Annotated in this window: 20 protein-coding genes and 1 pseudogene; 5 read left to right on the forward strand and 16 right to left on the reverse strand. The window is 65.3% G+C overall.

Translation table 11 applies throughout. The features are described 5' to 3' along the window. Positions 1-386: 386 nt before the first annotated feature. The 4 genes from BEN78_00085 to BEN78_00100 form a co-directional block, all read right to left on the reverse strand. Positions 387-845, reverse strand: a complete 459-nt coding sequence (locus BEN78_00085; protein ID ASR42048.1) for a hypothetical protein — start codon at positions 843-845, stop codon at positions 387-389. A 146-nt stretch (positions 846-991) separates the two neighbouring features. Then, positions 992-1,660 carry a hypothetical protein gene (locus BEN78_00090; GenBank protein ASR42049.1) on the reverse strand — a complete coding sequence of 223 codons (669 nt, stop codon included), beginning with the start codon at positions 1,658-1,660 and terminating at the stop codon, positions 992-994. Between the two features lie 342 nt (positions 1,661-2,002). Further along, positions 2,003-2,305 (reverse strand): hypothetical protein, encoded by a 303-nt coding sequence (locus BEN78_00095; protein ID ASR42050.1) that lies wholly within the window; start codon positions 2,303-2,305, stop codon positions 2,003-2,005. Positions 2,306-2,320: 15 nt separating this feature from the next. Continuing rightward, positions 2,321-2,698, reverse strand: a complete 378-nt coding sequence (locus tag BEN78_00100) for a hypothetical protein (protein ASR42051.1) — start codon at positions 2,696-2,698, stop codon at positions 2,321-2,323. 66 nt (positions 2,699-2,764) lie between these two features. Between BEN78_00100 and BEN78_00105 the strand changes: the two genes are divergently transcribed. Both BEN78_00105 and BEN78_00110 read left to right on the forward strand, forming a co-directional pair. Continuing rightward, positions 2,765-3,115, forward strand: a complete 351-nt coding sequence (locus tag BEN78_00105) for a nucleotide pyrophosphohydrolase (GenBank protein ID ASR42052.1) — start codon at positions 2,765-2,767, stop codon at positions 3,113-3,115. Between the two features lie 29 nt (positions 3,116-3,144). Continuing rightward, the gene (locus tag BEN78_00110) at positions 3,145-5,004 is read left to right on the forward strand and encodes an ATP-binding protein (GenBank protein ID ASR42053.1); all 1,860 of its coding nucleotides are present in this window, start codon (positions 3,145-3,147) and stop codon (positions 5,002-5,004) included. A gap of 3,618 nt (positions 5,005-8,622) precedes the next feature. Here the strand turns inward: BEN78_00110 and BEN78_00115 are convergent. The 5 genes from BEN78_00115 to BEN78_00135 all read right to left on the reverse strand — a co-directional run bounded on the left by BEN78_00115 (position 8,623) and on the right by BEN78_00135 (position 14,814). After that, the gene (locus BEN78_00115; protein ASR42054.1) at positions 8,623-8,931 is read right to left on the reverse strand and encodes a plasmid stabilization protein; all 309 of its coding nucleotides are present in this window, start codon (positions 8,929-8,931) and stop codon (positions 8,623-8,625) included. Between the two features lie 3 nt (positions 8,932-8,934). Next, positions 8,935-9,198 carry a hypothetical protein gene (locus BEN78_00120; protein ASR42055.1) on the reverse strand — a complete coding sequence of 88 codons (264 nt, stop codon included), beginning with the start codon at positions 9,196-9,198 and terminating at the stop codon, positions 8,935-8,937. Positions 9,199-9,696: 498 nt separating this feature from the next. Beyond that, on the reverse strand, positions 9,697-11,319 hold the full coding sequence (locus tag BEN78_00125) for a hypothetical protein (protein ID ASR42056.1): 1,623 nt from the start codon (positions 11,317-11,319) through the stop codon (positions 9,697-9,699). Positions 11,320-11,490: 171 nt separating this feature from the next. Beyond that, entirely contained in the window at positions 11,491-13,695 is a 2,205-nt protein-coding gene (locus tag BEN78_00130; protein ID ASR42057.1) for a hypothetical protein, read from the reverse strand. Between the two features lie 183 nt (positions 13,696-13,878). After that, a complete protein-coding gene (locus tag BEN78_00135) occupies positions 13,879-14,814 on the reverse strand; it encodes a LysR family transcriptional regulator (GenBank protein ASR42058.1) in 936 nt (311 codons plus the stop codon). A 172-nt stretch (positions 14,815-14,986) separates the two neighbouring features. Between BEN78_00135 and BEN78_00140 the strand changes: the two genes are divergently transcribed. Then, on the forward strand, positions 14,987-16,120 hold the full coding sequence (locus BEN78_00140; GenBank protein ASR42059.1) for an MFS transporter: 1,134 nt from the start codon (positions 14,987-14,989) through the stop codon (positions 16,118-16,120). Positions 16,121-16,234: 114 nt separating this feature from the next. Here BEN78_00140 and BEN78_00145 read toward each other — a convergent pair whose 3' ends face one another. The 3 genes from BEN78_00145 to BEN78_00155 all read right to left on the reverse strand — a co-directional run bounded on the left by BEN78_00145 (position 16,235) and on the right by BEN78_00155 (position 18,224). Next, positions 16,235-16,867: a hypothetical protein gene (locus tag BEN78_00145; protein ID ASR42060.1), complete on the reverse strand. Its 633-nt coding sequence runs from the start codon at positions 16,865-16,867 to the stop codon at positions 16,235-16,237. 199 nt (positions 16,868-17,066) lie between these two features. Beyond that, positions 17,067-17,615, reverse strand: coding sequence for a hypothetical protein (locus BEN78_00150; GenBank protein ASR42061.1), 549 nt, complete (start codon positions 17,613-17,615; stop codon positions 17,067-17,069). Between the two features lie 60 nt (positions 17,616-17,675). Continuing rightward, positions 17,676-18,224 carry a hypothetical protein gene (locus BEN78_00155; protein ID ASR42062.1) on the reverse strand — a complete coding sequence of 183 codons (549 nt, stop codon included), beginning with the start codon at positions 18,222-18,224 and terminating at the stop codon, positions 17,676-17,678. A gap of 249 nt (positions 18,225-18,473) precedes the next feature. On the opposite strand from BEN78_00155, the gene BEN78_00160 reads away from it, so the two are divergent. Then, positions 18,474-19,865 (forward strand): succinate-semialdehyde dehydrogenase, encoded by a 1,392-nt coding sequence (locus tag BEN78_00160; GenBank protein ID ASR42063.1) that lies wholly within the window; start codon positions 18,474-18,476, stop codon positions 19,863-19,865. 221 nt (positions 19,866-20,086) lie between these two features. Here BEN78_00160 and BEN78_00165 read toward each other — a convergent pair whose 3' ends face one another. The 4 genes and pseudogenes from BEN78_00165 to BEN78_00180 all read right to left on the reverse strand — a co-directional run bounded on the left by BEN78_00165 (position 20,087) and on the right by BEN78_00180 (position 23,627). After that, a complete protein-coding gene (locus tag BEN78_00165; GenBank protein ID ASR42064.1) occupies positions 20,087-20,419 on the reverse strand; it encodes a hypothetical protein in 333 nt (110 codons plus the stop codon). Positions 20,420-20,712: 293 nt separating this feature from the next. Continuing rightward, positions 20,713-21,597 (reverse strand): NAD(P)H-hydrate dehydratase, encoded by an 885-nt coding sequence (locus tag BEN78_00170; GenBank protein ID ASR42065.1) that lies wholly within the window; start codon positions 21,595-21,597, stop codon positions 20,713-20,715. A gap of 8 nt (positions 21,598-21,605) precedes the next feature. Then, positions 21,606-22,373 (reverse strand): phosphoglycerate mutase, encoded by a 768-nt coding sequence (locus tag BEN78_00175; protein ASR42066.1) that lies wholly within the window; start codon positions 22,371-22,373, stop codon positions 21,606-21,608. Between the two features lie 351 nt (positions 22,374-22,724). Beyond that, positions 22,725-23,627, reverse strand: a pseudogene (locus BEN78_00180) (LysR family transcriptional regulator). Positions 23,628-23,751: 124 nt separating this feature from the next. Here BEN78_00180 and BEN78_00185 point away from each other — a divergent pair. After that, the gene (locus tag BEN78_00185; GenBank protein ID ASR42067.1) at positions 23,752-24,153 is read left to right on the forward strand and encodes a hypothetical protein; all 402 of its coding nucleotides are present in this window, start codon (positions 23,752-23,754) and stop codon (positions 24,151-24,153) included. The last annotated feature ends 4 nt before the right edge of the window (positions 24,154-24,157 follow it).

A 24,157-nucleotide genomic window follows, 5' to 3' on the forward strand; every position in this document is an offset into this window, starting at 1 on the left:
GAGATCGCGTTCGACCGCAGATTGCGCTGCAACACCAAGCACGGATCGTCAGCTTGTTGCAGCACGTAACGTCGACAGCGTCCGCTCCTCGACCGGGGGTAACGGCGCCTGCAGCCTGCCCGCATTCGTCCAGGCAGACATGCTGCGCGGCATGCCGGCGCCCGCGAGCGCGTCTGAACTCGATTATCAAGTTCTGTGCAATCCGATACATCAGGCGCGTATGGCTTTCGATGTCAGGATTCTCCCGATACGACAGTAGGCGAACGAGCGTTTCCTGGGTCAGATCTTCGAGCACATCCGCTTGGCGAACGCGACGACGCAAGTACGTCAGGCAATCCCGACGCAAGCCCGGCACCGCGGCATCGAACCGCGCCCGCACCCTGGCGCTAGTCATCGTCCTTGTCAGGCGAACCGGGCCCATCGGCCAGCACCTGGCGGATCCTGTCGAAATAGCTGTCCTCCAGCACACGCTCCAGTTCTTCGCGCGTGCGCGCCTCCGACAGGCGGCGCCGCAACTCGTTCTCCCTGACCGAACGCGACTTGCGGCTATCGACATCGCAGCTGGCCGCTGGGTCGACCGTGACGTTCATTCCAAGCCGCTGCGCGCCTACCGTGTCCAGAATCTCCTGCGCCTCGAGCCCGGCGCGAAAGACCGCGTGCCCGAGCGTGGACACCGTGTGTTCCTGCAGGAGGGGGACATCCCCCATCGCGAGTACATCACCCAGGGCGGTGATCGATTGCAGCAAGTGGTCGAGTCGATCCACCTGATCCAGCGTGACCCCAGCCACCATCCGTTGCGTTGTCATGTCGGCGAGCTTCCTGTGCAGTGAGTCCAGAGAAGTCATTCCGGGTGTCCCCGCAGAGGCCACAGGCCGCGCACCCAAATGGCCTGACATGCACTGCGAAGTTTCCGTCACCCTTGATCTGAAGTTTAGATACTCAAAGCCGGGCGCGCAACGTCAACGCGGCGCGCCCGGCCCCATCCCCGACTTCAGTGCAGCACGGCTCCGTACGTCGGACGCGGCTCACGCACACCCGTGGCCGGCCGCGACGGCGCGTGCAACTGCTGCTCCTGCACCTGCTCCAGAATCTCGTGCATCGTGTCGGCGCCTTCCGAGATCGCAAGGCCCAGCGTCGAGATCGTGGCGTCAGCCAGATCGTCCTCATGACCGGACGCCAGCACATCGCCATGCGCCATCAGCGTCTGCACCAGACGGTCCAGCGCATCCGCCTGGTCGATGGTCACGCCGAACACGAAGTCGTCCGGCACATCAAACGGCTCCGCTGCGCGTGCCTTGGCGTAAGCGCCCCTGGTCGCCTCTTGCGGCGTGTCATCGGCATGCGTGGCCTCGTCAGATTCGAGATCCTCCGGCGGCGTGTACGCATCCTGCCGCGCCTCCCGCGACGAGCGCCACGTCATCGCGTCGAGCACCTGATCGGCCTGCTCGGCCAACAGCGTCAGGCAGGTGGCCACATCGCCGCCACGCACCTGCGGGATGCCTTGCTCCTCATCGGCCAGCGAGCGCGGCTGCGCCAGTTCCGACAAGAACTGCATATGCTCGATCAGCTGCCGCAGCCGCGTGCGGCTGTCTTCCGGTACGAAGTAGCCAGGCTGATTCTGATCATCATGGTCATGCTTGGACATCGCGTTTGCCTCCATTCCATGGGAAGTGCCCCGCCACCGCGCACGGTGGACGGGAAGTCGGGAGGCTCGAAACCGCGTATAGCCGGCGGGCTTATTCCCCTTACGGGTGTTGTATTCACCGCCCTCCCGACGCAGACATCGCGCCGGTTGCACCCGCGAACGTCACAGGCACAAAAAACCCACCGGTTTTTCGGAGGTGGGTACCGCTATACGAGGAGTTTCGAGGCTCCGTGGATGAGCCTGCTACTGAAAGGACAGGATGTCAAGCCCTGAATTTACTGTTTTTCTTTTCTCAATACCCAGTGCGATTACCCAGCAAAACAGCCGATCAGTATGACGGTCAATCTCCAGCCCGACTCAGTACCAAATCGCCATCGGCAGCCCGACCGCATCCCGGCCCGGCGGTGACGGTAGCGAACACGCAACACCCGCCGCAATGCGCTCGGCGCTCCACAGCGCGGCCACTGCATCCAGCACGTCATCACGGGCCGCCATGCGCCGCGGCACCGCGGCCGACAGCGCCTCGACCTGCGTGCCGTAGACCGCCGACAACAATTGCATCCGGAGTGCGGCACCCGCCTCCGATTTCTTGCCAGCCGCCAAGCCAACGCCGCCATTCAACGCCGCGAACGACACCTCGGGATGCACTTCGTGCACCACCGCACGTGCATGGGCCTAGCTCTGGAGCACCGTGTCCCAGGCGCGGACCTTCGCCAGCAAACCGAACGCCTGCGCGCCGAATCCGCGCCCGTCGATCGCCCGGTGCCGTCGGGAAGCCTCGCGCTGGCTGGCCGCATCCAGAATGCCCCGCACCGGCGCCGAGAACACGCTGCAGGCACGGCGCCCGCCCACGAACCGGCGCGCCAGGCTGTCCACCGGACGCGCGCCATGCTCGGCCAAGCCGATCGGCACGTCCACCGCCACCACCCGGGCCTGCCGATGGGCATCCACAAGCGCCCGTGGACTGGTGTACACCGCGAAGACGAACTCCGCACCTGCACGCCAGACGGCGACCCAGCCGGCGCCCGCACCATCCACCCCCACGCAGTCCATTGGTCGCATCCTCGCCCGCCGCCGACCCGCCTATACTGCCAGCCAACAGGGAACGGACCTCACTGCTTGAGCCAGGACATCAAGGCCCTCCAGGCCGCATTGCGTGCCTTCGCCCAGGCGCGCGACTGGGAGCAGTTCCATAGCCCCAAGAATCTCGCGGCCTCGCTATCGATCGAGGCCGCTGAAGTGCTGGAGCACTTCCAGTGGCTCACCGACGCGCAGAGTCGCCAGCTCGATGCCGAGCGCACGGCGCAGGTGGCCGACGAGATCGCCGATGTGCTGCTCTATCTGCTGCAACTGGCCGACAAGCTGGGCATCGACCCCCTGACCGCCGCACGCGACAAGCTCGCCCGCAATGCCGAGCGCTATCCCGTCGAGCGCGCCAAGGGCAGCAGCGCCAAGTACACCGAGATCTAACCACAGGCCTACCGGGGGGAACCGGCCGCGTGATCGTTTACCAGTCCACCAAACAGCAGTTCCTCGACGACAGCGACAACCGCGACATCGAGGACCTGATCCGCGATGCCTACCTGCAAAAGACCGGGCGCTACGCCAGCGAGAGCGAGTCCCGCGCCTGGCACGGGTCATTGCGCGAGATGGCACGCGTGCTGCGCGACCGCCAGATTCCCGATGACACCGGCGTCGGCGTCGAGTTCGGCATTCCTCAAAGCGGCAAGCGCATCGATTTCATCCTCTCCGGCCATGCCGAGAACGGCACGCCGCATGTGGTGATCGTGGAGCTCAAACAGTGGTCGAGCGCCCGACTGAGCGGGAAGGACGGCCTCATCGTCGCCAACCGTGGCGGCCGCAGCGAGACCGAAGGCCCGCACCCCAGCTATCAGGCGTGGTCCTACGCTGCCCTGCTCGACGGCTTCAACGAGGCCGTCTACGACAGCGGCACCGAACTGCGGCCGTGCGCCTACCTGCACAACTACCGCGATGACGGCGTCATCCGGCACCCGCATTACGCTCCCTACCTCGACAAGGCACCGCTGTTCCTGCGGGGCGACGATGAGCTGGAGCGACTGCGCGCGTTCATCCGTCAGCACGTGCGCAAGGGCGATAACGGCGCCCTGCTCTACCAGATCGAGAACGGCCGCATCCGTCCCCCCAAGATGCTGGCCGACAGCGTCGTCAAGATGCTCAAGGGCAATCGCGAGTTTGTGCTGATCGACGACCAGAAGGTGGTCTACGAGACCTGCCTGGCGCGGTCTGTGGAAGCCAGCCCCGAGCGCAAGCAAGTGGTCATCGTCAAAGGTGGCCCGGGCACCGGTAAATCCGTGGTGGCGGTGAACCTCTTAGTCGAACTGACCAAGCGCGGCCTGCTGACCCAATACGTCTCCAAGAACGCGGCCCCTCGCGCGGTCTACGCGCAGAAGCTGGCCGGTCACCTGCGCAAAGCCGAGATCAGTGCGCTGTTCTCGGGCTCCGGGCGGTTCCACGCCGCCGAGCCCCATGTCTTCGACACGCTGATCGTGGACGAAGCCCACCGCCTCAACGCCAAGAGCGGCCTGTACGGCAACCTCGGCCAGAACCAGGTGATGGAACTGATCCGCAGCGCCAAATGCACGATCTTCTTCGTCGACGACGACCAGATCGTGACCCTGGCCGACATCGGACACACGAACGAACTCGTCCAGTGGGCCAACGCCGCCGGCGCCCAGGTCACGATGCTGGAACTGGCCTCGCAGTTCCGCTGCAGCGGCTCGGACGGCTATATCGCCTGGCTCGACGACTGGCTGGGCCTGCGCGAGACCGCCAACCCGGACTTCGACCGCGATGCCTTCGACTTCCGCATCGTTGATTCACCGGTCGAACTGCACGACCTGATCCGAGAGAAAAACAAGGTCAACAACAAGTCGCGCGTCGTGGCGGGCTACTGCTGGGACTGGAACAGCAAGAAGAACCCGAACGCCGACGACATTGTGATCCCGGCGTTCGACTACCGCGCGCAATGGAACCTGACGAAGGACGAAAGCCTCTGGATCGTCGCCGATGGTTCCGTCGAACAGGTCGGTTGCATCCACACCTGTCAGGGCCTGGAGCTGGACTACGTCGGCGTGATCATCGGCCCCGACCTGCAATCACGCGACGGCCAGCTCGTCACCGCCCCCGAGCACCGCTCGCGCATGGACCGCTCGATTCGCGGTTACAAGACGCTGATGAGGCAGGACCCCGAGGCCACACGGGAGCGGGTAGATCAAATCATCCGCAACACCTATAAGACGCTGATGAGCCGGGGGATGAAGGGGTGTTATGTGTATGCGACGGATGTGGAAATCGAATCACCGCGTAATTATCTGTGATGATAGCTTTCGGCCAGAAACGCACACTCCAATTTCTACTGTTTACCATGCAATTATAGCCCCCCCCTGGACGCCATAAGCCTGGCGCCTACTTTTTTCGGGAAGAATCAGAAACCAAGCTATGCCTACTTCCATTCCTTGCTTTTACTGGCAGAATGTAACTTCGCGCGGATCGCATTCATCGAGACGGACCGCACGCCGCCGGAAGCTGGTTTCATAGGAGAAAGCAAATGGATGTTGATGCCGATTTTTACCGCGATAACTTGGTTTACCGCAGCTGGGCCGATCACAGCCTAAATTTCGCTATCGAAGGACCAGCCAATGGGTTCACTGGATTCCGAAAGCCTCAACGAGCTGCTGCGTTTTCTGTTTTCTCACATCTCGATTCTGAACCCGAAGTGCCAGGGATAGTTGTTATGCCTACCGGCACGGGAAAAACGGACGCGATATTCGCAATCATCATAGCGGGACGCTTCAAACGCACACTTCTTATCGTGCCATCTGATGCGCTTCGAACCCAGATAGGCGATCGATTGACCAGCTTGCAACGCCTACGGGCAATAGATGCAATTTCCGACGAAATTATTTCACCGATCGTCCATCGCATCGATGGTCACGATGCCGCAGTCGACGTGCAAGCCATCGCAGCCTCAAACGTCATCATCGCGACGCCTGCCGCGCTGGCCCAACTCGATAACAACGAACTGGAAGCCTTTGCAGCGCACTTCAGCCATCTCATCTTTGACGAGGCTCACCACGCTGCCGCCGTGACGTGGGAACGCATTCGAAACGCTTTTGGATCTAAACCAGCCATCTACTTCACTGCAACGCCGTTCCGCCTCGACCAGCAACGGCTAGAAGGCAAAATTATCTTCAACTATAGCCTGAGCCAAGCGCAGCGAGACAATTACTTCCAGAAAATTGATTTCTTCCCTGTTCGTGAATATTTAGCCAGCGAGATTGATCGAACCATTGCATCTAAGGCCATTGAGCTACTAACCAACGACCTAGAAGCCGGGTTTGACCACATTCTAATGGCGCGATGCTCCAAGATATCTAAAGCCAATCGGATTATTGAGCTTTACCGCGAGTTGGGACCGGAATTTGAGCCAGTTGTCATTCACAGCAATAGCAATAGAACGAAGCAAAGGGATCTAGAGCGCATAAGAACTCGGCAAAGTCGTATCGTAGTCTGCGTCGACATGTTCGGCGAGGGCTTTGACTTGCCCGAGCTAAAGATCGCCGCAATACACGACCAGCATCAAAGCCCAGCGGTCACATTGCAATTTATTGGTCGCCTGACCCGAACCGACACGCGCCTAGGCACCGCGAAGTTCGTTGCCAACATCGCTAACCAGCGTGCGGACAGCCCCATGAAGCGTCTATTTGAGGAAAGCGCGGATTGGAGTTTGATAATTCGTGAAGTTAGCACTGAACGCATCGGACGGGAACTGCAGCGCCAGGAATTTGAATCAAGGTTCGAAGGCGATTCTGAGGGAGCAAAAATCTCGGCCCTCAATCCAACACCTAACATCAGCTGCCTTGCATATCGCCTGAGGAGATCGAGCTGGCAACCCCGTGCTGTAAAAAATCTAGGGTCGCGGAGCGAAGCGCTCCACTTGCACTCGGTAAGCGACGACGAGTCGATTGTAATGGCTGTGTCCCATGAGACTGCTCCCATTGCCTGGGCCAGAAGCGAATCCATCTATGGCTCGACTTGGCATCTATATCTCGCCTACTACCGGAAAAGCGATTCGACCCTCTTCATCTCGTGCACCGGGGACGAACGGCAAACCTCGCGCTTTCAGTCTCTTGTTGCACCGTCTGCACGCCGCATCAACGGCGATGATGTCTTTCGTATCATGCACGGAATTAACAGACTGAAGCTACGGAACGTCGGGCTTAGCAGATCTGGTCGTGACGTACGATTTACCATGCACGTTGGGCAAGACGTCAATCGAGTGATGGAGGACCTTGAGAGTGGTCGGTCTATCAAGTCCAATATTTTCGGCGCCGGATACGCAGACGGGGAGAGCACTACCGCGGGCTGCTCGGCCAAAGGCAAGCTCTGGAAGATGGATTCCGGCGCTATTAACGATTGGGTTCATTGGTGCGATGTCGTCGCCTCGAAGATCAACAACTCCGCAATCGATACAGCAGCCATCCTTCGAAACGTCATGCGGGCGGAGAAACTAAATGGCGGTTGGCCTGACGGAATTTTCTTTGCCGATTGGCCGGACGCCCTAGGCATCGATACCGAAGGACGCTGCGCGATAACCGTAAATGGGGAATCCTACCCCTTGCTGAATACAAAGCTGGGCCAGCCAATCAAGGAAAGCGATGACACTATAGCCATTGCGTTGTCGGCGATTTTGCCAAACGGCAACGAGCACGATCTGACAACTATTAGGATCCACCTTGATAATTATGGCTACCGGTATTCGAGCGACCGCGCCACTCTACTTATTGGCAGTAAAGAGCACGATCTCAATGACTACCTGGATCGCGAACGCATGCGATTGCTACAGGCTGACGGCTCCATCCTCATTGGGAACTATCGCTACTTCACCCACGCCACGCTTAATGTCTTGCTGCCAGACACCCTTCTATCGACTTGGAATTGGGGAAATACTAATATCCATAAAGAATCGATGACCCATTCCGCGGACTTCGATTCGGTCCAAGGATTTACGCTTCAGAAGATTTTTGATAGCTACGACATCATTTTCAACGATGACGGCGCCGGTGAGATTGCGGACCTTGTCGCAATCCGAGAAGCACCTGACCACATCGCGGTGGATCTCTACCACTGCAAATATTGCGGCATCGGTCAACGACCCGGAGCACGTGTGGACGATGCGTATGTAGTAGCTGGGCAGGCAAGCAGGTCTGCAAAATGGCTCCACAAGGGCCCCGCGCTCTTCCAGCGCTTGCTAGATCGATATGGCGCGGGCGAAGGCAGCGGCACCCAACGATTACTAAAGGGAACACCGCTGCAGATCGACATTTTGAGGCTCAAAGCGCGGGATATTGAAATGAGAATGGGGTTCTTCATTGTGCAGCCTGCTTTTTCTGCGACTGCTGTTACGGACAGTGTAAGGACCGTGCTTGGTACTAGTTACATGTATCTGCGTGATATTGCGAACGTCGACCTGCGAGTGATCGCTAGCCCTTGAAGCATGGATTGCGCGAGTAGGCGTGGATGTACAATGTCCGCAATAGGTCGACAGCGGACTAACCACCTACGCACTCACGGTGCCGAGGTAGCGTCACCACCGGACGATGCGCACATCAACATGGAGTGCGACACCCGTCACCTGCTGTTCGCCAGGGCTTTACACGCGCGGAAGTGGCTCCGGACACGCGTGTCCGTCCACTCCGCGCCTGTATCGCCAATCAAGACAGCCCGCTTGCCAGGCGCCGTGTGATTCAGAGAGAAGCGCTCAGTCTCAGCCACGCGTCGATCGGGCGCGGCACCCAAGAACAGGGTCGGGTTTGCATCTGGTAATGCAAGGCTAAAAATCTACTGTCAACCCAAGAAAACCCTACGTTACGTCGAGCTCTTGGCAGCCCATTCAGCAGTCGCAGCATCATGCACAGCCTTCCTAACTAGCACGATCACCGGTAATCATCCTCTCGCTGGTGGCGCACCGCCAGCACGGTCACTGTTCGGCTATCTTCTACCTCGAACAGCAACACGTAGCCGCTGGCGCCGAAGCCGACGACGAGCTCGCGTAGAAAGGGATCATGGGCGGTCGCCTTTCGACATGCGAGCGGCGCGACTGCCAGCACTGACGTGCCGTCCCGAATCACCTGTAGCGCACGCTCGGCCGTAGTGAAGTCACCGTCTGCGCGTTGCAGCAGCCAGTCGTAGAGACGCTCAAGATCGTGCTGCGCCTCTTCCGTGAAACGAACGTCGAATGCCAAGAATCAAACTCCCCGAGCTTGGTCCAATCGGTTCTTCAGGCTTTCAAGAACGTCGTGCGCGGAGGCGTATTTTCCGGAGCGTCGTGCGCTCTCACGCGCAGCCAGGCCGCGGGCAATGAAAGCGTCCTGCTGCTGCCGCAACTGGACCTGGGCGCGTACCGATTGTTCGACAAAGCTCGAGAGCGTCTCGCCCTCCTGCAGCACGGCTTCCGCCGCTTGGCGGAGTGCGGGGTCGACACGCAGAGATGGGAGGGTGGCAGTCTTCATACGGCACCTTGCGTTGCAATTGCGATGCATGATCCGCGATGGACACCGTCTTTTCAACCCGGTCCATTCACGCTGGGTCTGGTATGAGCGATCCCTTGAGAGAGAGAAAGCGCGGACCTGCGCCCCGAGGCCTGGTGGGGGACGTAGTGGCGCGCTTCGCCGATGCCGTCGAGGGCAGAGCGGTTCACGCACGCAACGCGGCCGACCTCGAATCCATCGCCACGCTTGGTGGGCGCTATGTGCCGCCGTCGCTCGACGTGAGGGCACCGGCGCGGTGCTACGCTTGTCGCAATCGCCTATGAGCCGACGCGTGCGGCCGAGCTTGTGGCGCGGCTGCAGGGCGATGCCGCCGTTGAAGTGACGGCGACGCCGGTCGGCCGCTGATCGCCAAGTCGCGCAAGCCTGTGAGCGGTGCGCGCCCTCTCGCTATGTGTCGCCCAAAAGGACAGGGCCGGTTGCCCGGCCCTGTCCTGCTGTCGAGCGTGACGCGCTCAGTGCTCAGCCGCGCGCCGAATCGATGAAGCCGCGGTACTTCTGCACGGTATTGGAGAGGTCGTTGATGCGGGCGGCCTGGGCGTAGATGGTGTCGAAGATGAACTTCTCGGCATCCTGGGAGATGCCCTCCAGGTACTGGTAGTCCTCCGGCAGGGCGTCGATGATGGCGGCCTTCGCGGTATCGGTCAGCTGGCCCTGCGCGGTGGTCAGCAATTCCTCGGGGATGCTGGCCAGGGCGTCGGCGATTTCCTCGCGAACGCCTTCGCTCAGGCCGCCCAGCGCGTCAGAAACGGCATCGGCGATCGGCCCGGAGGCCTTCGAGCCCACCACGGGGATGGCCGAGACCGCCACATCGATCAGGAAGCCGGCCATTGCGTCGCGGGCCGCGTTGTCGGCCTCAAGGTCGGCATAGCCGGTAGCCACCGCATCCTGCAGCGCCGCGGTGATCATGGCGACATCCGCGGTGGCGCCCTCGATCATGCGCAGATCCTGGTGATCGACAACGCCGTTGCCGTCCACGTCATCCACACCCTCGAGCTTGTTGCTGATGTTGATGGCGTCGGTCGTGAAGTCCGCCACGGCGTCCATCACCTGCGAGGCCTTCGGGTTGTCGGGGTTGAGGCCAGTCAGGCGGAACAGGTTGGACAAGGTGGCCAGGTCGTTGCCGACGTGGGTCTCATTGGGGTTGGTCGAGCCGCTCGGCTTGCCCTCGTTGCCCACCGTGAGTTCGTTGAGGATAGCGTCCGAGTGGTTCACGAACAGGTCGCTCAGTGCCTCGGCACGCTGCGGCAGCGGCTTGTTCTGATGGTCGAAGTAATGATTGTCGAAGGCATCGCCGCTGGCGTTGTCACCCACGAAGCGCACCAAATCGTTCACATCCTGCGACGTGCCGTGCTCGGAGACGGTGTCGATCAGGATCGCCATCGGGTCGCGCACATCCCGGCCTTCGAAGGCCGGGTTGGTGAATGCCATGCCATGGGCGGAGACCACCTCCTGCAAGGTGCTGCGCGCGTCGCCGGACAGGCCCGACAGCACGGCATTGACGGAGGCCGTGCCGCCGGCCTGGTCGAGCGCGTTGAGCATGACCCCGGCGAAGTTGCCCTGCTCCATTGGCGTGAACATCGGCGGTTCGGCCAGGATGCGCCCGGACAGGCACTCACCTGCAAACTTCTCGATGAACGCAGTGCCATTGGCGCTGTTGGCCAGTGCGTCGATGGTGTCGGTGACCACCGCGCCATTCGGGTTGAGACCAGCCGGCGCCACAGCGCCGTTGCCGAAGATGTTCGTGAAGCTGGCCACGTCCTGGAAGCCAATGGCGCCATCGACGTAGGCATCGGCCACGGCTTGCGTGATCGTCTCGCGTTCGAGGTCGGTGATGCGGCCGTCGCCGACCAGCTTGTCCAGCTTCTCGGACGTCAGCCAGGACATCGTCGCGCCGCCATCCTTCTCCAGGAGGGTGTCGATGAGTTCGCTGCGCTCTTCGGGCCGAACCTCAGTCAGTTGCTCGGCGAAGAAATCGAGCCGACCGTCCAGATCGTCTCCCCAGAAGGGCCTGTCGCCTTCCTTGAGGACGTTGTCCGCGATTGCATTCAGATCGTTACATTGCTGGATGCCGTCGACGCCCATGCTGTCACCCTGGCTTGGAAAAGATGCCTGAAAGGGTAGCCAGGGCCCGTGCGCGGACCAGCTAGGGTCAACCCGGGGCCGCCCTGTTCATCGGGCTGTCGATAGCCAAGCGTTCACACTCGTTCAGCGGCATACGACGTCCACACTGCGCGATGGCGACGCCGCGCCCCGTCAGTGCGCGGGTGTCATGGCCACATCCCCGACCCGACGCAGCCGCCCGCGCGTTTCCAGCAGGTCCACGGCCAGGTCGAGTTCGTCGTCGGCCAGCAGCGGGCCATCGCCGGCGATCGCGTAGCCCACCCAGCGGCCACGGCCTTCGTGCTTGGCGCGATACAGCGCGGCATCGGCGATGCGCAGGCTCAGCGGCCAGTCGCCGCTGCGGCTGGGATGGGCGGGAAACAGGCTGGCGCCCATGGAAACACTGAGCACGACAGTGCCGGTGGGGCGCACCAGCGGTTCGGCCTGCAGGCGTTCGCGCAAGCGGCGGAACAGCGCGGGCGCGTCGGCCAACGTGCTGCCGGGGCAGATCCACAGAAATTCCTCGCCACCCCAGCGGGCGATGACGTCGCCGGTGCGGCCGCAGTCGCGCAGGATGTCGCCCAGGTGCATCAGGGCGTGGTCGCCGCCTTCATGGCCGTGCAGGTCGTTGACGCGCTTGAAGTGGTCGAGATCGAGCAGCGCGACGAGCATCGGTGCCTGCACTTGACCTTGTGCCTGGGCGGCGACGCGCATGTCCAACCAGGTCTGCACGTAGCGGCGATTGCGCAGGCCGGTCAATGCGTCTTCTTCGCTCTGGCGGCGGATCGCGGCGTTGAGCAGTTCGAGTTCGCGGTGCTGGGCCTCGATCTCGACATTCTTGCGGGCGAGTTCGGCGTTGGCGTGACGGCGGCGGCGGCCTTCGCGCAGCTTCAGTACGACGAAGGTGCCCAGCGCCAGTAGCGCCGCCAGCAGGCCGTAGACGATGCTGCGCTGGCGCTGTTCGCTGGCCTGCAGTGCGGCGAAGGCGACCTGTTCGTCGGCGCGGGCACGCTCGACGGCGGCCAGTTCGCTCTCCTTGCGGGCCAGGCCGATGGCCGATTCGAGTTCGGCGATACGCGTGCGCGATTCGACGTTCACCGATTCGTCGTTGAGCGTCTTGTATTCGCGCATCAGCGCAAGCGCCTCGCGGTGGCGGCCCAGCGCATCGAGCGTGTCGATCATGCGCGGGTAAAGCTCCAGCCGGCGGGGCACGTTGTCGGACTGCGCGAACAGTGCACGCGAGCGCTCGAATGCGACGGCCGCGGCCTCGTGTTCGCCCAGGTCCGCGTGGGTGGCGCCGATGTTGGAGTAGACGATCGCGGCATCGCCGTTGTCGCCGGCCCCTTCGATCGCGCCCGCGGCCTCGCGCAGCAGCGGCAATGCTTCACGCGGGCGATTGAGGCGACGCAGCACGTTGGCCAGGTTGTTGAGGGCGGCCACTGGCGAGGCGCCTTCGGCGCGGGCGCTGTCGAGCGCCTGGCGGTAGAGCGCTTCGGCCTGGCCCAGTCGGGCGGCGCCTTCGTAGGCCGAGCCGAGGTTGCTGAGGATCTCGGCACGCGGCAGGCCGGGCCGGGGCTTGGCGTCGTAGGCGGCCAGCGCGCGACGGCCGTACTCGATGGCCTTGGGCCAGTCCTGGGCGTAGACGAACACGCCGGTGGCGTTCTGGAGCAAGGCCGGGTCGGCCGGGCGGTTGAGCGCCTTGCCCACGCGCTCGACCTCCAGCAAGGCCTCGATCGCCTCGGGCATGCGGCCTTGCTGGGCGGAAATGATGAAGACGATCTGGTTGGCGTTGTATTCCACCAGGTGCGGGTGCGTGGGCACCTTCGACAGCGCGATGCGCGCCACGCGCAAGGCGTCGTCCTGCGCGCCCATGTTGTAGTAGGACGCGGCGAGTTGCCGCCACAGTTCGGCAAGGTCCTGCTCGCCGCCGAGGCGGGTTTCCAGCCGCGCGGTCTCGGTTTCGAGTTCGGCGATGCGCGCGGCATCGCGGGCCTGCCCGATGGCGCCGTTGAGCTTCTTGAGCAGGCGCAGCGTCTGCTCGGGCGTCAGTTGCGCGCCGGTGCGCAGCGCGCTGCCGATCTCGATCACGGCGTCGCGTCGGCCGGCGGCGCTCGCGGCGTCGACCAGCGCCAGGCCCAGCGCGACATCCGGCGCAGCGGCCATACTCGCCTGCCAGGCGGGTTCGCCGATGCGCAGGGCCGCGGCCGGGTCGCGCGAGGTGAGGTCGGTGACGCAGGCCGGCAAGTCGTCCGGCGTCGTGCAGGATGCAGCGGTTGCCGGGTCGGCGGCCAGTGAGGGAACGGCGGCAGCAAGCAGCCACGGCAACAGCAACGAATGCGAACGGGCGCGATGCGACATGGACAGGTCCCCAGCAAGACACTGGCGCGCTGGCGTTCCCTGGCCGACCGGCGCGCCGCCGTCGATCGCCCTCCCCGGTCTGCGACGCGGTGTCGCACTGCCCGGATTTCTCGTATCGGCAGCGGCTGCCCGACCTGTAGTGAAGATTACGTGATGATGGTCACGCGTGGGAGGTGGGATGGATCACGTTGCATCCCTCGCGGGGGACGGGCCGGCATCGTGACCAGGCGCGGTCGCAGGAAACAGCCGTGCGCCGAGGAAGTCGACCAGCGCGCGGACCTTCGGTGCGGGATGCCGGCTTGCTGGCCAGAGCAGGTGGAACGCCGCCGTCCGCCCGGCATGCGCCGGCAGTACGCGTTGCAGCCTGCCGTCGGCCAGCGCCTCGCGTACCGCGAAGTCCGGCAGGCAGGCGATGCCGCGCCCCTGGATCGTGAAGCACAGGCGGGTCTCGATGTTGTTGCAGATCATCGCCACCGGCAGTTGCAGCTCGGCTGCGCCCGGCGGTCGGCGCAGAGGCCAGGGCTCGAGCTTGCCGCTGTTGGGAAAGCGAAAATGCATGCAGGCGTGCGCCAGCAGATCATCCGGCGTGGCCGGTGTGCCGCGCTCGGCCAGGTAGCCGGGCGAGGCCACCAGCATCAATTCGAAGTCGCCCAGATGACGCGCAACCAGGCGCGAGTCGCCGGGCACGCCGGTCCGCACCACTGCATCGAAGCCTTCGTCGATGACGTCGACAAGGCGATCGGTGAAATCCAGGTCCAGTTCGATCTCTGGATAGGCACCCATGAACTCGCCCAGCGCTGGCAGCACCAGGCCGCTGACCAGCGGCAGGCTCACCCGCAGGCGACCGCGCGGCATGGCGGCGGCCTGTGCGATCTCCTGCTCGGCTGCCTCGATCTCGGCGAGTACGCGGCGGCTGCGTTCGAGAAACGTGGCGCCCTCGGCGGTCAAGGTGATGCTGCGGGTGCTGCGATGGAAAAGGCGCACGCCCAGCCGCTGCTCGAGCCGGGCGACCCGCTTGCCCACCGCCGAGGCCGAGACGCCGAGCAACCGCCCGGCGGCAACGAAACTCCGGGTTTCGGCCACCTGCACGAACACGGCGAAGCCACTCAGGCGGTCCACGGTCGATCTTCCCGATTCCGGACGTTTGTGTCCGTAGAGCCAGGAACTATAGCCCGCTTTATCTGTAATCGACGGCGACAGACGATGGCGCCCCGTCCTGGTCCGAGCCCGCGCCGTGTCCGCATCGCCTTCGCCCTCCCCTGCGCCGCTTCCGTTCGGCCCGTTGCTGGCCATGGCGATGGCCGGCTTCGTGACCATCCTGACCGAGGCGCTGCCGGCCGGGCTGCTGCCACAGATGGCCGCCGGCCTGGGGGTCACGCAGGCCTGGGCCGGGCAGACGGTCACGGTGTACGCCGTGGGCTCGCTGGTGACGGCGATCCCGCTCACGACCGCCACGCAGGGCCTGCGGCGGCGGCCACTGCTGCTGGCTGCGATCGCGGGGTTCCTGGTCGCCAATACCGTCACTGCGCTATCGGGCAGCTACGCGCTGACCTTGCTCGCGCGCGGCGTGGCCGGGGTCTCGGCCGGGCTGTTGTGGGCGCTGCTGGCCGGCTATGCGGCGCGCCTGGTGCCGCCGTCGCAGGCCGGGCGCGCGATCGCCGTGGCGATGCTTGGCGCGCCGGTCGCGCTGGCGCTGGGCGTGCCGGCCGGCACGTTCCTCGGCGGCTGGCTCGGCTGGCGCGCCAGCTTCGGCGTGATGAGCGTGCTGGCCTTGGTCGCCGCGGCCTGGGTGTGGCTGCAGGTGCCGGACTTTCCGGGGCAGCCGAGTGGTCGACGTCGTCCGCTGGCGCAGGTGGCGCGGTTGCCGGGGATCGCACCTGTGCTGTGGCTGGTACTGACGTTCGTACTCGCGCACAACATCCTCTACACCTACATCGCGCCGTTCCTGGCCTCGGCGGACATGCGCGCCAGCACCGATCGCGTGTTGCTGGTGTTTGGAGTGGCGTCGCTGGCCGGAATCGGCGTGGTCGGTGTCTGGATCGACCGCCACCTGCGCCTGCTCACACTAGCGGCGACGTTGCTGTTCGGCCTGGCTGCGTTGTTGCTGGCCGCAGTCGTTGGCACACCGGCGTTGGTCTATAGCGCCGTCGCGCTCTGGGGCCTGGCCTTCGGCGGCGTGCCGACGTTGTTCCAGACCGCGCTGGCGCATGCGGCGGGCGACGCGGTGGATGTCGCGCAATCGATGCTCGTAACGACCTGGAACACGGCGATCGCCGGCGGCGGCCTGATCGGCGGGTTACTGCTCGAACGCCTGGGCCCGGGCAGCTTCGTGCCCGCGCTGCTGGTGTTGCTGGCGTTTGCGCTGGCGGTGCAAGGCTGGACCCGGCGCAGTGGCAGCAGGGCCAGCGGCGTCGCGACGCAGTAGGCAGGACGGGACCTGTTTGGCGGTGATGTCTGTCTGCATGACCGAGGCCATTGCGCAATGACGATGCATCCGCGGCATCGCCACCGACGCGTTTGTCGATGCCACGGATCGTCGTTATGGCAGGACCTGCCAGCGCCCGCCCTTGGCGGGACCGATCCGGGCCAGACGCCCGGCATCGCGAAGCGTGCGAATGGCGCGTTCAATGGCACGTTCTGACTTGCCGAGCCGCGCGGCGAGTTCTGGAATCGACAATGTTGGCGTGTCGGCCAACAAGCCGAGGATGCGGTCCGGCGTTTTCCCCGGCGTTTTCCCCGGCGTTTCCGGTTGGACGGCCTCCTGCAGACTCGTCTCGATCGCATCAAGCATGAATTCGACGAAGGACGAGCAATCCCCCTTGGCGTCCGCTGCCCCCAATTCGGCGTAGTACGCATGTTGGCGAGCTTTGATCACAGTTTCGACTGGCAGATACGCCAGGATCGGCTGCCAACGGCTCAGGATCAGGGTCTGCCAAAGCCGCCCCATCCGCCCGTTGCCATCGCTGAAGGGATGAATGAACTCGAATTCGTAGTGGAAGGCAGCCGACGCAATCAGCGGATGCGCATCAGTCATGCCGAGCCAATCCAGCAAGTCGCCAATCAACCGCGGCAACTGGCTGGTCGGAGGCGCCATATGGATGAGCCGCTCGCCACGGTAGACACCGACATCACCCGCGCGCAGCCTGCCGGCATCCTCCTGCAAGCCGGCCATCAGAAGTGCATGCGCGGCCAGCAGATCTTCGAACCGAGTCGGCTCCCAACCAGGTCAACTGAAACGGAGGCTGGTAGGCGGGCACTCGATATCCGCTGTGATGTGCGTTCGTCGTGACGCGGACCATGCCCGAGGCACAGGCGCGCCGCAACCGCAGGCGGCAACGCGGTGCATCGTCCTGACACTTCCGGCGTGCGCCCTACCCCGTCGGCGCCATCCGCACCCGCGGCGTCAGCGCAACGCTGGCGCGGTCGCTCATCAACTGCAGTTCGCCATCCTGGATCATCGCGGTCAGGCGCATGCCGCGCTCCAGCAAGCCGACAGCGGCCTCAACGTCGGCCGGGTCGAGATCGAGGACGGTCAGGTTCTTCAGCCGCGCGAGCGTGGCGGCCTGCTTGCTCCACCAGATCTCGGCGCTGCCGCCGCTGTAGCTCACCACGACGACGCTGCGCGCCCGGGCACAGGCCTTGCGGATGCGGCTTTCGTCGGGCTGGCCAAGGTCGATCCACTGCTCGATGTCGCCGGTGTAGTCGCGCAGCCACAGGTCGGGTTCTTCGTCGTTGCTCAGGCCGCGGCCGAACTCCAGCCGCTCGTGGGCGTACAGCGCGAACGCGATCAACCGCACCATCAGCCGGTTCGGAGTCTCGGACGGATGCTGGGCGAGCGTGAGGTTGTGCTCGGCGTAGTAATGCCGGTCCATGTCGCTGACCTGCAGTTCCAGCCGGTAGATCGTCGCGTTGGGCGCCATGCGCAGGCCGTCTCGAAGGGCCTGCCATTGTAGGCGCGTGCCGCCGAGCGTGCGGTGCAATCACTCGGCCGGCGGGGACTCGAGCGCGGCGGCGATGCGGGCCGAGAGCCAGGCGATATCGGTTTGCGCCAGGCTCCGACCGAGCGCAAGGAGGCCGGCGCCGATCACCCCCAGCACAATGCCGACCGGCAGCAGCAGCCAGGCGCGCGGTGTGCCGGCGATCCCTTGCGCGATCACAGCGCCCGTCCACACCACGGCGAAGCCGAACCAGAACGTGAGGAATGCGCGCACGCTCCAGTGCATGGCGAAGCGGCCGACGAGGACGCTACCGGCGCCCACGGGTTGGAAGCGGCCGACGAACACTGGCTTGAAGGCGTTGCGCGTGCGCGGGACGTGGCGCTCGAGCACGACCCGCCGCTCTTGGACCCGCCCGATCATGACCTCTTCGCGCGGCGGCAGGATGCCGCGTCGCCGCACTCCGGCGGCCAGCCGGGCGACGGCGGCTTCCGGCGGATAGGCACTTGCGAAGCGGGCATCGCGGGGCGGCTTGTCAGGACGACGGGCGGACATGGCGTGGCAGCGGACGAACGGGCGGGCATCGTAGGGCACCGGGACGCAGCCGCCATGCGATGGCGGCCGTCTTGTGCAAACAACCGCCTCCACAGCACACCTGCGAGCGGCACGCATCGTTCTGCGCCCGCGGCATCGTGTCGCATTGCCGGGCCGCCGTCGCGCCCCAACGTGCTGGTGACCGGACGCAGCCGCTTGCATCGCGACGCCGCCGACGCAGGGTCTCCTTGGACAGCTCACCCTGCCTGTTGTGTCCACGAGCTGCCCATCCCTGCGAAGGAGACACCCATGGCATTTGCGACCACCAATCCCTACACCGGCGAGACCGTCAAGACGTTCGAGGAGGCCACGCCGGCTGAGATCGACGCGGCCGTGGGCCGCGCGCACGCCGCGTTCCTGCGCTGGCGCGAGACCTCGTTCGAGCAGCGTGCGCAGGTGCTGCGCCGCGCCGCCGAGCTGCTACGCGCCAAGCCTCGCGAGTACGCGCAGATCCTGACCCTGGAGATGGGCAAGCTGATCGGCGAGGCCGAGGCAGAAGTCGAGCTGTGCGCGAAGATCCTCGATTACTACGTCCAGCATGGCGCCAAGGCGATGGGGCCGCGCTATCTGCCCGCCGAGGGCTTCGGTGAGACCGACGTGCAGTTGGTCAAGGAACCGCTGGGCGTGCTGTTCGCGGTGGAGCCGTGGAATTTCCCGTTCTATCAGGTGATCCGCATCACCGCGCCGCAGGCGACCGCAGGCAATGCGATCGTGCTCAAGCATGCGGCCAATGTGCCGCAGTCGGCGCTGGCGATGGAGCAGTTGTTCCGCGATGCCGGCGCGCCGGACGGGCTGCTGACCAACCTGTTCGTCTCGCACGACAACGTCGAGCGCGTGGTCGCCGACCCGCGCGTGCGTGGCGTGGCACTGACCGGCAGCGAGCGTGCAGGCTCGGCGGTGGCGGCGCTGGCGGGCAAGTACATGAAGAAGAGCACGCTGGAACTGGGCGGCGCCGATGCATTCATCGTGCTGTCGGACGCGGACGTGGCGCAGGCCGCGAAGTGGGCGGTGTTCGGCCGCCACTGGAATGCCGGCCAAGTGTGCGTGTCGTCCAAGCGCATCATCGTCGAGGCGCCGGTGTATGACCAATTCCTCGAGCACTACCGCGCCGGCGTGGCTGCGCTGAAGGCTGGCGATCCGATGGACCCGGCCACGACGCTGGCGCCGCTGTCGTCGCAGGGCGCGCGCGACGGGCTGGCGCGGCAGGTCGAGGAAGCCATTGCCAATGGCGCGAAGGCCGAGACGCTGGGCGCGCCGGTGCCCACGCAGGGCGCGTTCTATCAGCCGACGCTGCTGACCGGCATCACCGCCGACAATCCGGCCTACCGCACCGAGTTCTTCGGGCCGGTGAGCCAGGTCTACCGCGTCGCCGACGAGGACGAGGCGGTCAAGCTGGCGAACGATTCGCCGTATGGCCTGGGCGGTTCGGTCTTCAGCCAGGACACCGAGCGGGCCAAGCGCGTGGCGGCGCGGCTGGAGACCGGCATGGTCTACATCAACCAGCCCACCGGCGTGAAGGCGGATATCCCGTTCGGCGGGGTCAAGAACTCGGGTTATGGCCATGAGTTGATCGACCTGGGATTGACCGAGTTCGTCAACGAGAAGGTCGTGGTGGTGACCGACATCCACGGGTCGTTCTGAGGCGCGCTCTCCCCCACCCCAGCCCTCCCCGCGTGCGGGGAGGGGAGCAAAGCGAAGCGCGTGGTCGTGAGTGTTGAGGCGAGTTCGTGTGCGGCTCGCCCCCACCCCGGCCCTCCCCCGCTTGCGGGGGAGGGAGCGGAGCATGCGATGCGGGGGTGAGGCGAGTGCAGGCGTGGCTTGCCCCTTCCGCGGCTCTCCTCCGCTTGCGTGGAGCGAGTGCGTCAGTCGTTTTCGTCGTCCGAGGACGGCGGCATGCCGCGGTTGGGCTGCGGGGGGATGTCGTCACCGCTCTGGTCGCTCGGCGGCACGATTTCGCCGTAGTAGTGGCCGCTCTTGTCCTCGTAGACCGTGCCCGGGCCGTTGTAGGTCTTCGGGTCGAACCGATCCAGGTGCACGACCACCGCGCCGGCCAGGACATACAGGTCCGGATTGGTGTTCCTCGGGTCGAGGTACGACTTCCACTTCGCGATGCCTTTCTGTTTCTCGCTGTGCAGCGCGCTGATCGCGCTGTTGCTGGCGGTGGTGGCCTTCTTTCCGGTGTCGATAATCGGCATTGGCGTGCTCCTGGGCTGGATGGGCTACGTGTCGTCGCGTCGCGGCGGTGAAGCAGCGCGCATCCCATTCCGCGCATCGCCTGCATGCGACGTGTGCGGTGTTGCGGTGCCCTGACCTGCCGCCCGACGTGCCCAGACTGCAGTCGGCCCCTGGCCAGGCCCATCGGTCCGATGCTGATTCCGGCCCGTCGGCTGTGCTGAGTTGCGCTGCCGAAACGGTGGCGACAAGTGGCCGGGATCGTTGTCGGGCGGCATCGCGCGATAGCGATGACTGCGCCCTTTGTTCTGCCTGGTTACAGCCGCTGCATCAGCGCGGGAATTTCGTCGCCGATTTCGCGGGCGAGGAAGCCCACAATACCCTGCCGACGCGAGAGCCGGGCGCCTGCGCGTGCGTGCAGGTACACGCCCCAGGCGGCGGCCTGCTCGGGCGCCGCGCCGCGGGCGACAAGACCGGCGATGAGGCCGGCGAGCACATCGCCCGAGCCCGATGTGCCCAGGCCCGCACTGCCGGCGGTATTGAGCCACATGCGCCCATCGGGCGCGGCGATGGTCGTGGTCGGGCCCTTGAGCACGAGTACCACGCCCCAGTCGCGCGCATGGTCGCGGGCGATGGCCTGCGCGTCGGCGGAAATCGCATCGGCGTCGATGCCCAGCAAGCCGGCCATTTCGCCGATGTGCGGCGTCATGATGGTCGCGCCCTGACCTGTCCGGCGCTGCAACGTGCGCACGACATCGGTCTGCAAGGCGCCGGCGTCGAGGACGACCGGGCAGGCCGCCGCATTGAGCACCGCAGCGACGTTGCGTCGCGTGGCCACGGTGCAATCCATGCCGGGGCCGACCAGCACCGCGTCTGCGCTGCGGGCCGCAGCGGTGGCCTCGCGGCCGAGGTCGCGGATGGCGCCTTGACGCGTGCCCGGCACGCCCATGACCTTGGCCTCGGGCATCGCGATCGCCAGCGGCAGCGCGGCCTCGGCGACGGTGGCGACCTGCAGCTTGCCGGCGCCGGCACGCAGTGCGGCCAGGCCGGCCAGCAGCACAGCCCCCGGGATCTGCACGCTGCCGCCGATCACCAGCACACGGCCGCGGTCCTCCTTGCTCTGCCCGCCCGATGGATCGGGCAATGGCCAGGCGCGCAGCAGCGGCGCGGTCAACCGGCGAACACTGGGGCGACGCGGCATGGAGGAGGTCATTTCGGTCCGGCCGGGGCGTCGGCGGCGTCGGTGACCGGTGCCCCGCCCGCCGCGACCGGCAGCGCGAAGTTCGCGACCTGCAGTTCGAAGCGCGCATCACGCCAGTTGCGGTCGAGTGCGTATTCGGTGATCGAGCAGTTGGGCACGTCGGCCTTGCGGTCGATGTCGAGAATCTGCTGTTCGTCCATGCACTCGAGCAGGTAGCGGAAGCAGTTGACGATGACCTGATGGGCGACGATCAGCACGCGCTCGCCGACATGGTCGCGGCGCAGTACCTCGGTCACGCTGCGCAGACGCAGCAGCACGTCGCACCAGCTCTCACCGCCCGGCGGACGGAAGTAGAACTTGCCGACCTGCGCGCGCTGCGCGGCCAGTTCCGGGAACGTGGCCTGGATCCCGGCCACGGTGTAGCGGTCGAGGATGCCGAACTCCTTTTCGCGCAGGCGCTCGTCAACGACGATGTCGGCGCGATCGATGCGCAGGGCATCGGCAACCGCATGGATGGTCTGCTGGGCGCGGACGAATGGCGAGGTCAGCAGCACGTTGGGGCGTTCGTCGGCCGGCAGATCGGCAAACCATGCGGCCAGCGCTTTGGACTGGCGATGTCCGAGGTCCGAAAGCGGGGTGTCGGCATCGCGGGTTTCGATATCGATCAGGTGAGTCTGTGCGAGCTCGGCCTCGTCGCGTGCGACATTGCCGGCGCTTTGCCCATGCCGCACGATCCACAGCCGGTCCGGCCAGTCGGTGTGTCGGAGCCGTGCCATCGGTCAGCGCTCCGTGCGGCGTGTGCCGCAGGCAGCAGGCGCGGCCAGCGCGAGGCGATCGGCCCGCGCTGCGATCGGGATGCGGCCAAGGCCGCAGGCGCTCATCGTCATGCAGGTCTCCATGGCGGGGCACCGCAGGATCGCCAGCGAATCGTCAAGGAGGCGCGAATCCGCGGGTCGGCGGGCGGCGTTGGGTGTGCAGCGTGCGGTGCCCCCAACCCCGGCCCTCCCCCCAAGTGGGAGAGGGAGTGATGCTGCGTGCGGCGGGAGCCCCCTCCCCAGCCCTCCCCCGCAAGCGGGGAAGGCGTGATGTTGCGAGTGGTCGGCGTCAGGCGGGTGGTTGCCGGGCCAGGGGGCGTGTTCGGCCATCAATTCGATGACCCAGTCGATGAATACCCGGACCTTCGCGCTGACGTGGCGGTTGGGCGGAAATGCAATGTGCATTGGCATCGGGTCGAGTTGCCAGCCCTCGAACAGGCGCACCAGGGCGCCGCTCGCCGCCGGTGCCTTGGCCATGTAGTCGGGCAGCCACAGCACGCCGAGGCCGGCGAGCCCGGCGGCGAGGTAGGCGTTGCCGTCGTCCAGCGCGACCACGTAGCGCCCCTGCACCTGCAGGTGGTCGTCGCCGCGGCGCATCGCAATCCGCAGCGGCTTGCCAGTGCGCGCCCACAGGAAACCGACAATGCGGTGCGCACTGTCCTCGAGTTCGCGCGGATGCGCCGGCACGCCCATGCGTTGCAGGTACGCGGGTGCGGCGTACACGCCGAGCTGCAGGTCGCCGACGTGCCGCGCTATCAGGGACTGGTCGGTGATCGTGCCGCCGCGCACCACGCAGTCGACGTGCTCGCCGATCAGGTCGATGCGGCGGTCGCTGACGCCCAGGTCAAGCTGGATGTCCGGGTAGCGCGCATGGAACTGCGGCAGCGCGGGCACCAGCACCAGGCGTGCGAACGGGCTGGGCACGTCCACCCGCAGCCGCCCGCGCGGCGCGGCAGCGGCGCTCGACAGGCTGGTCTCGGCATCGTCCATGTCGGCCAGCAACTGCACCACGCGGTCGTAATAGGCGGCGCCATCGGCCGTCACATTGACCTGGCGCGTGGTGCGGTTGAGCAACCGCACCCGCAGCCGCGCCTCCAACTGCTGGACCAACTGCGTCACTGTCGTGCGGCTCATGTGCAGCGTGGCCGCGGCCTTGGTGAAGCTGCCGGTCTCCACCACGCGCGCGAAGGCCTGCATCGCGTCGAAACGGTCCATCGGACGTCCGATTGATGAGATTGTCCGGATTCTACGAACAGTGCTGGACAGCGCGGCGCGTTTATCCCGCCGCCGACGGCCACCAGACTGGTGCCCATCCTGTTCTTGTTGAAGGTGCACCGCCATGACCACACGCGATGTCGTGTTTCCCACCCACCGCCATGCCCTGTACGAGCGCCACCGCTACTCGCCGGCGGTCCGCGCCGACGGCTTGCTGTTCGTCTCCGGCCAGGTCGGCAGCCGCGAGGATGGATCGCCCGAGCCGGACTTCGAACGCCAGGTCCACCGGGCATTCGAGAACCTCAATGCGGTGCTCGATGCCGCCGGCTGCACGTTCGACGACGTGATCGATGTGACGTTCTTCGTCGTCGATCCGGCGACCCGCTTCGAGCAGGCGTGGGCGATCGTGCCCGAGTACTGGGGACAGGCGCCGTTCCCGACTGCGACCGTCGTCGGCGTGACCTGGCTGGCCGGCTTCGATTTCGAGATCAAGGTGGTCGCCAGGCTCCCGCGCGACGCGGGCTGAGCCG

Source organism: Xanthomonas citri pv. mangiferaeindicae (assembly GCA_002240395.1).
Taxonomy (GTDB): domain Bacteria; phylum Pseudomonadota; class Gammaproteobacteria; order Xanthomonadales; family Xanthomonadaceae; genus Luteimonas; species Luteimonas citri_A.

Bases quoted from the DNA above. Each gene is read 5' to 3' on its own strand.
- BEN78_00085 (ASR42048.1), bottom strand. From the start codon at position 845: ATGACTTCTCTGGACTCACTGCACAGGAAGCTCGCCGACATGACAACG.
- BEN78_00090 (ASR42049.1), bottom strand. From the start codon at position 1,660: ATGGAGGCAAACGCGATGTCCAAGCATGACCATGATGATCAGAATCAG.
- BEN78_00100 (ASR42051.1), bottom strand. From the start codon at position 2,698: ATGGACTGCGTGGGGGTGGATGGTGCGGGCGCCGGCTGGGTCGCCGTC.
- BEN78_00120 (ASR42055.1), bottom strand. From the start codon at position 9,198: ATGAAGACTGCCACCCTCCCATCTCTGCGTGTCGACCCCGCACTCCGC.
- BEN78_00125 (ASR42056.1), bottom strand. From the start codon at position 11,319: ATGGGCGTCGACGGCATCCAGCAATGTAACGATCTGAATGCAATCGCG.
- BEN78_00130 (ASR42057.1), bottom strand. From the start codon at position 13,695: ATGTCGCATCGCGCCCGTTCGCATTCGTTGCTGTTGCCGTGGCTGCTT.
- BEN78_00140 (ASR42059.1), top strand. From the start codon at position 14,987: ATGGCGATGGCCGGCTTCGTGACCATCCTGACCGAGGCGCTGCCGGCC.
- BEN78_00145 (ASR42060.1), bottom strand. From the start codon at position 16,867: ATGGCCGGCTTGCAGGAGGATGCCGGCAGGCTGCGCGCGGGTGATGTC.
- BEN78_00150 (ASR42061.1), bottom strand. From the start codon at position 17,615: ATGGCGCCCAACGCGACGATCTACCGGCTGGAACTGCAGGTCAGCGAC.
- BEN78_00160 (ASR42063.1), top strand. From the start codon at position 18,474: ATGGCATTTGCGACCACCAATCCCTACACCGGCGAGACCGTCAAGACG.
- BEN78_00165 (ASR42064.1), bottom strand. From the start codon at position 20,419: ATGCCGATTATCGACACCGGAAAGAAGGCCACCACCGCCAGCAACAGC.
- BEN78_00170 (ASR42065.1), bottom strand. From the start codon at position 21,597: ATGCCGCGTCGCCCCAGTGTTCGCCGGTTGACCGCGCCGCTGCTGCGC.
- BEN78_00175 (ASR42066.1), bottom strand. From the start codon at position 22,373: ATGGCACGGCTCCGACACACCGACTGGCCGGACCGGCTGTGGATCGTG.
- BEN78_00185 (ASR42067.1), top strand. From the start codon at position 23,752: ATGACCACACGCGATGTCGTGTTTCCCACCCACCGCCATGCCCTGTAC.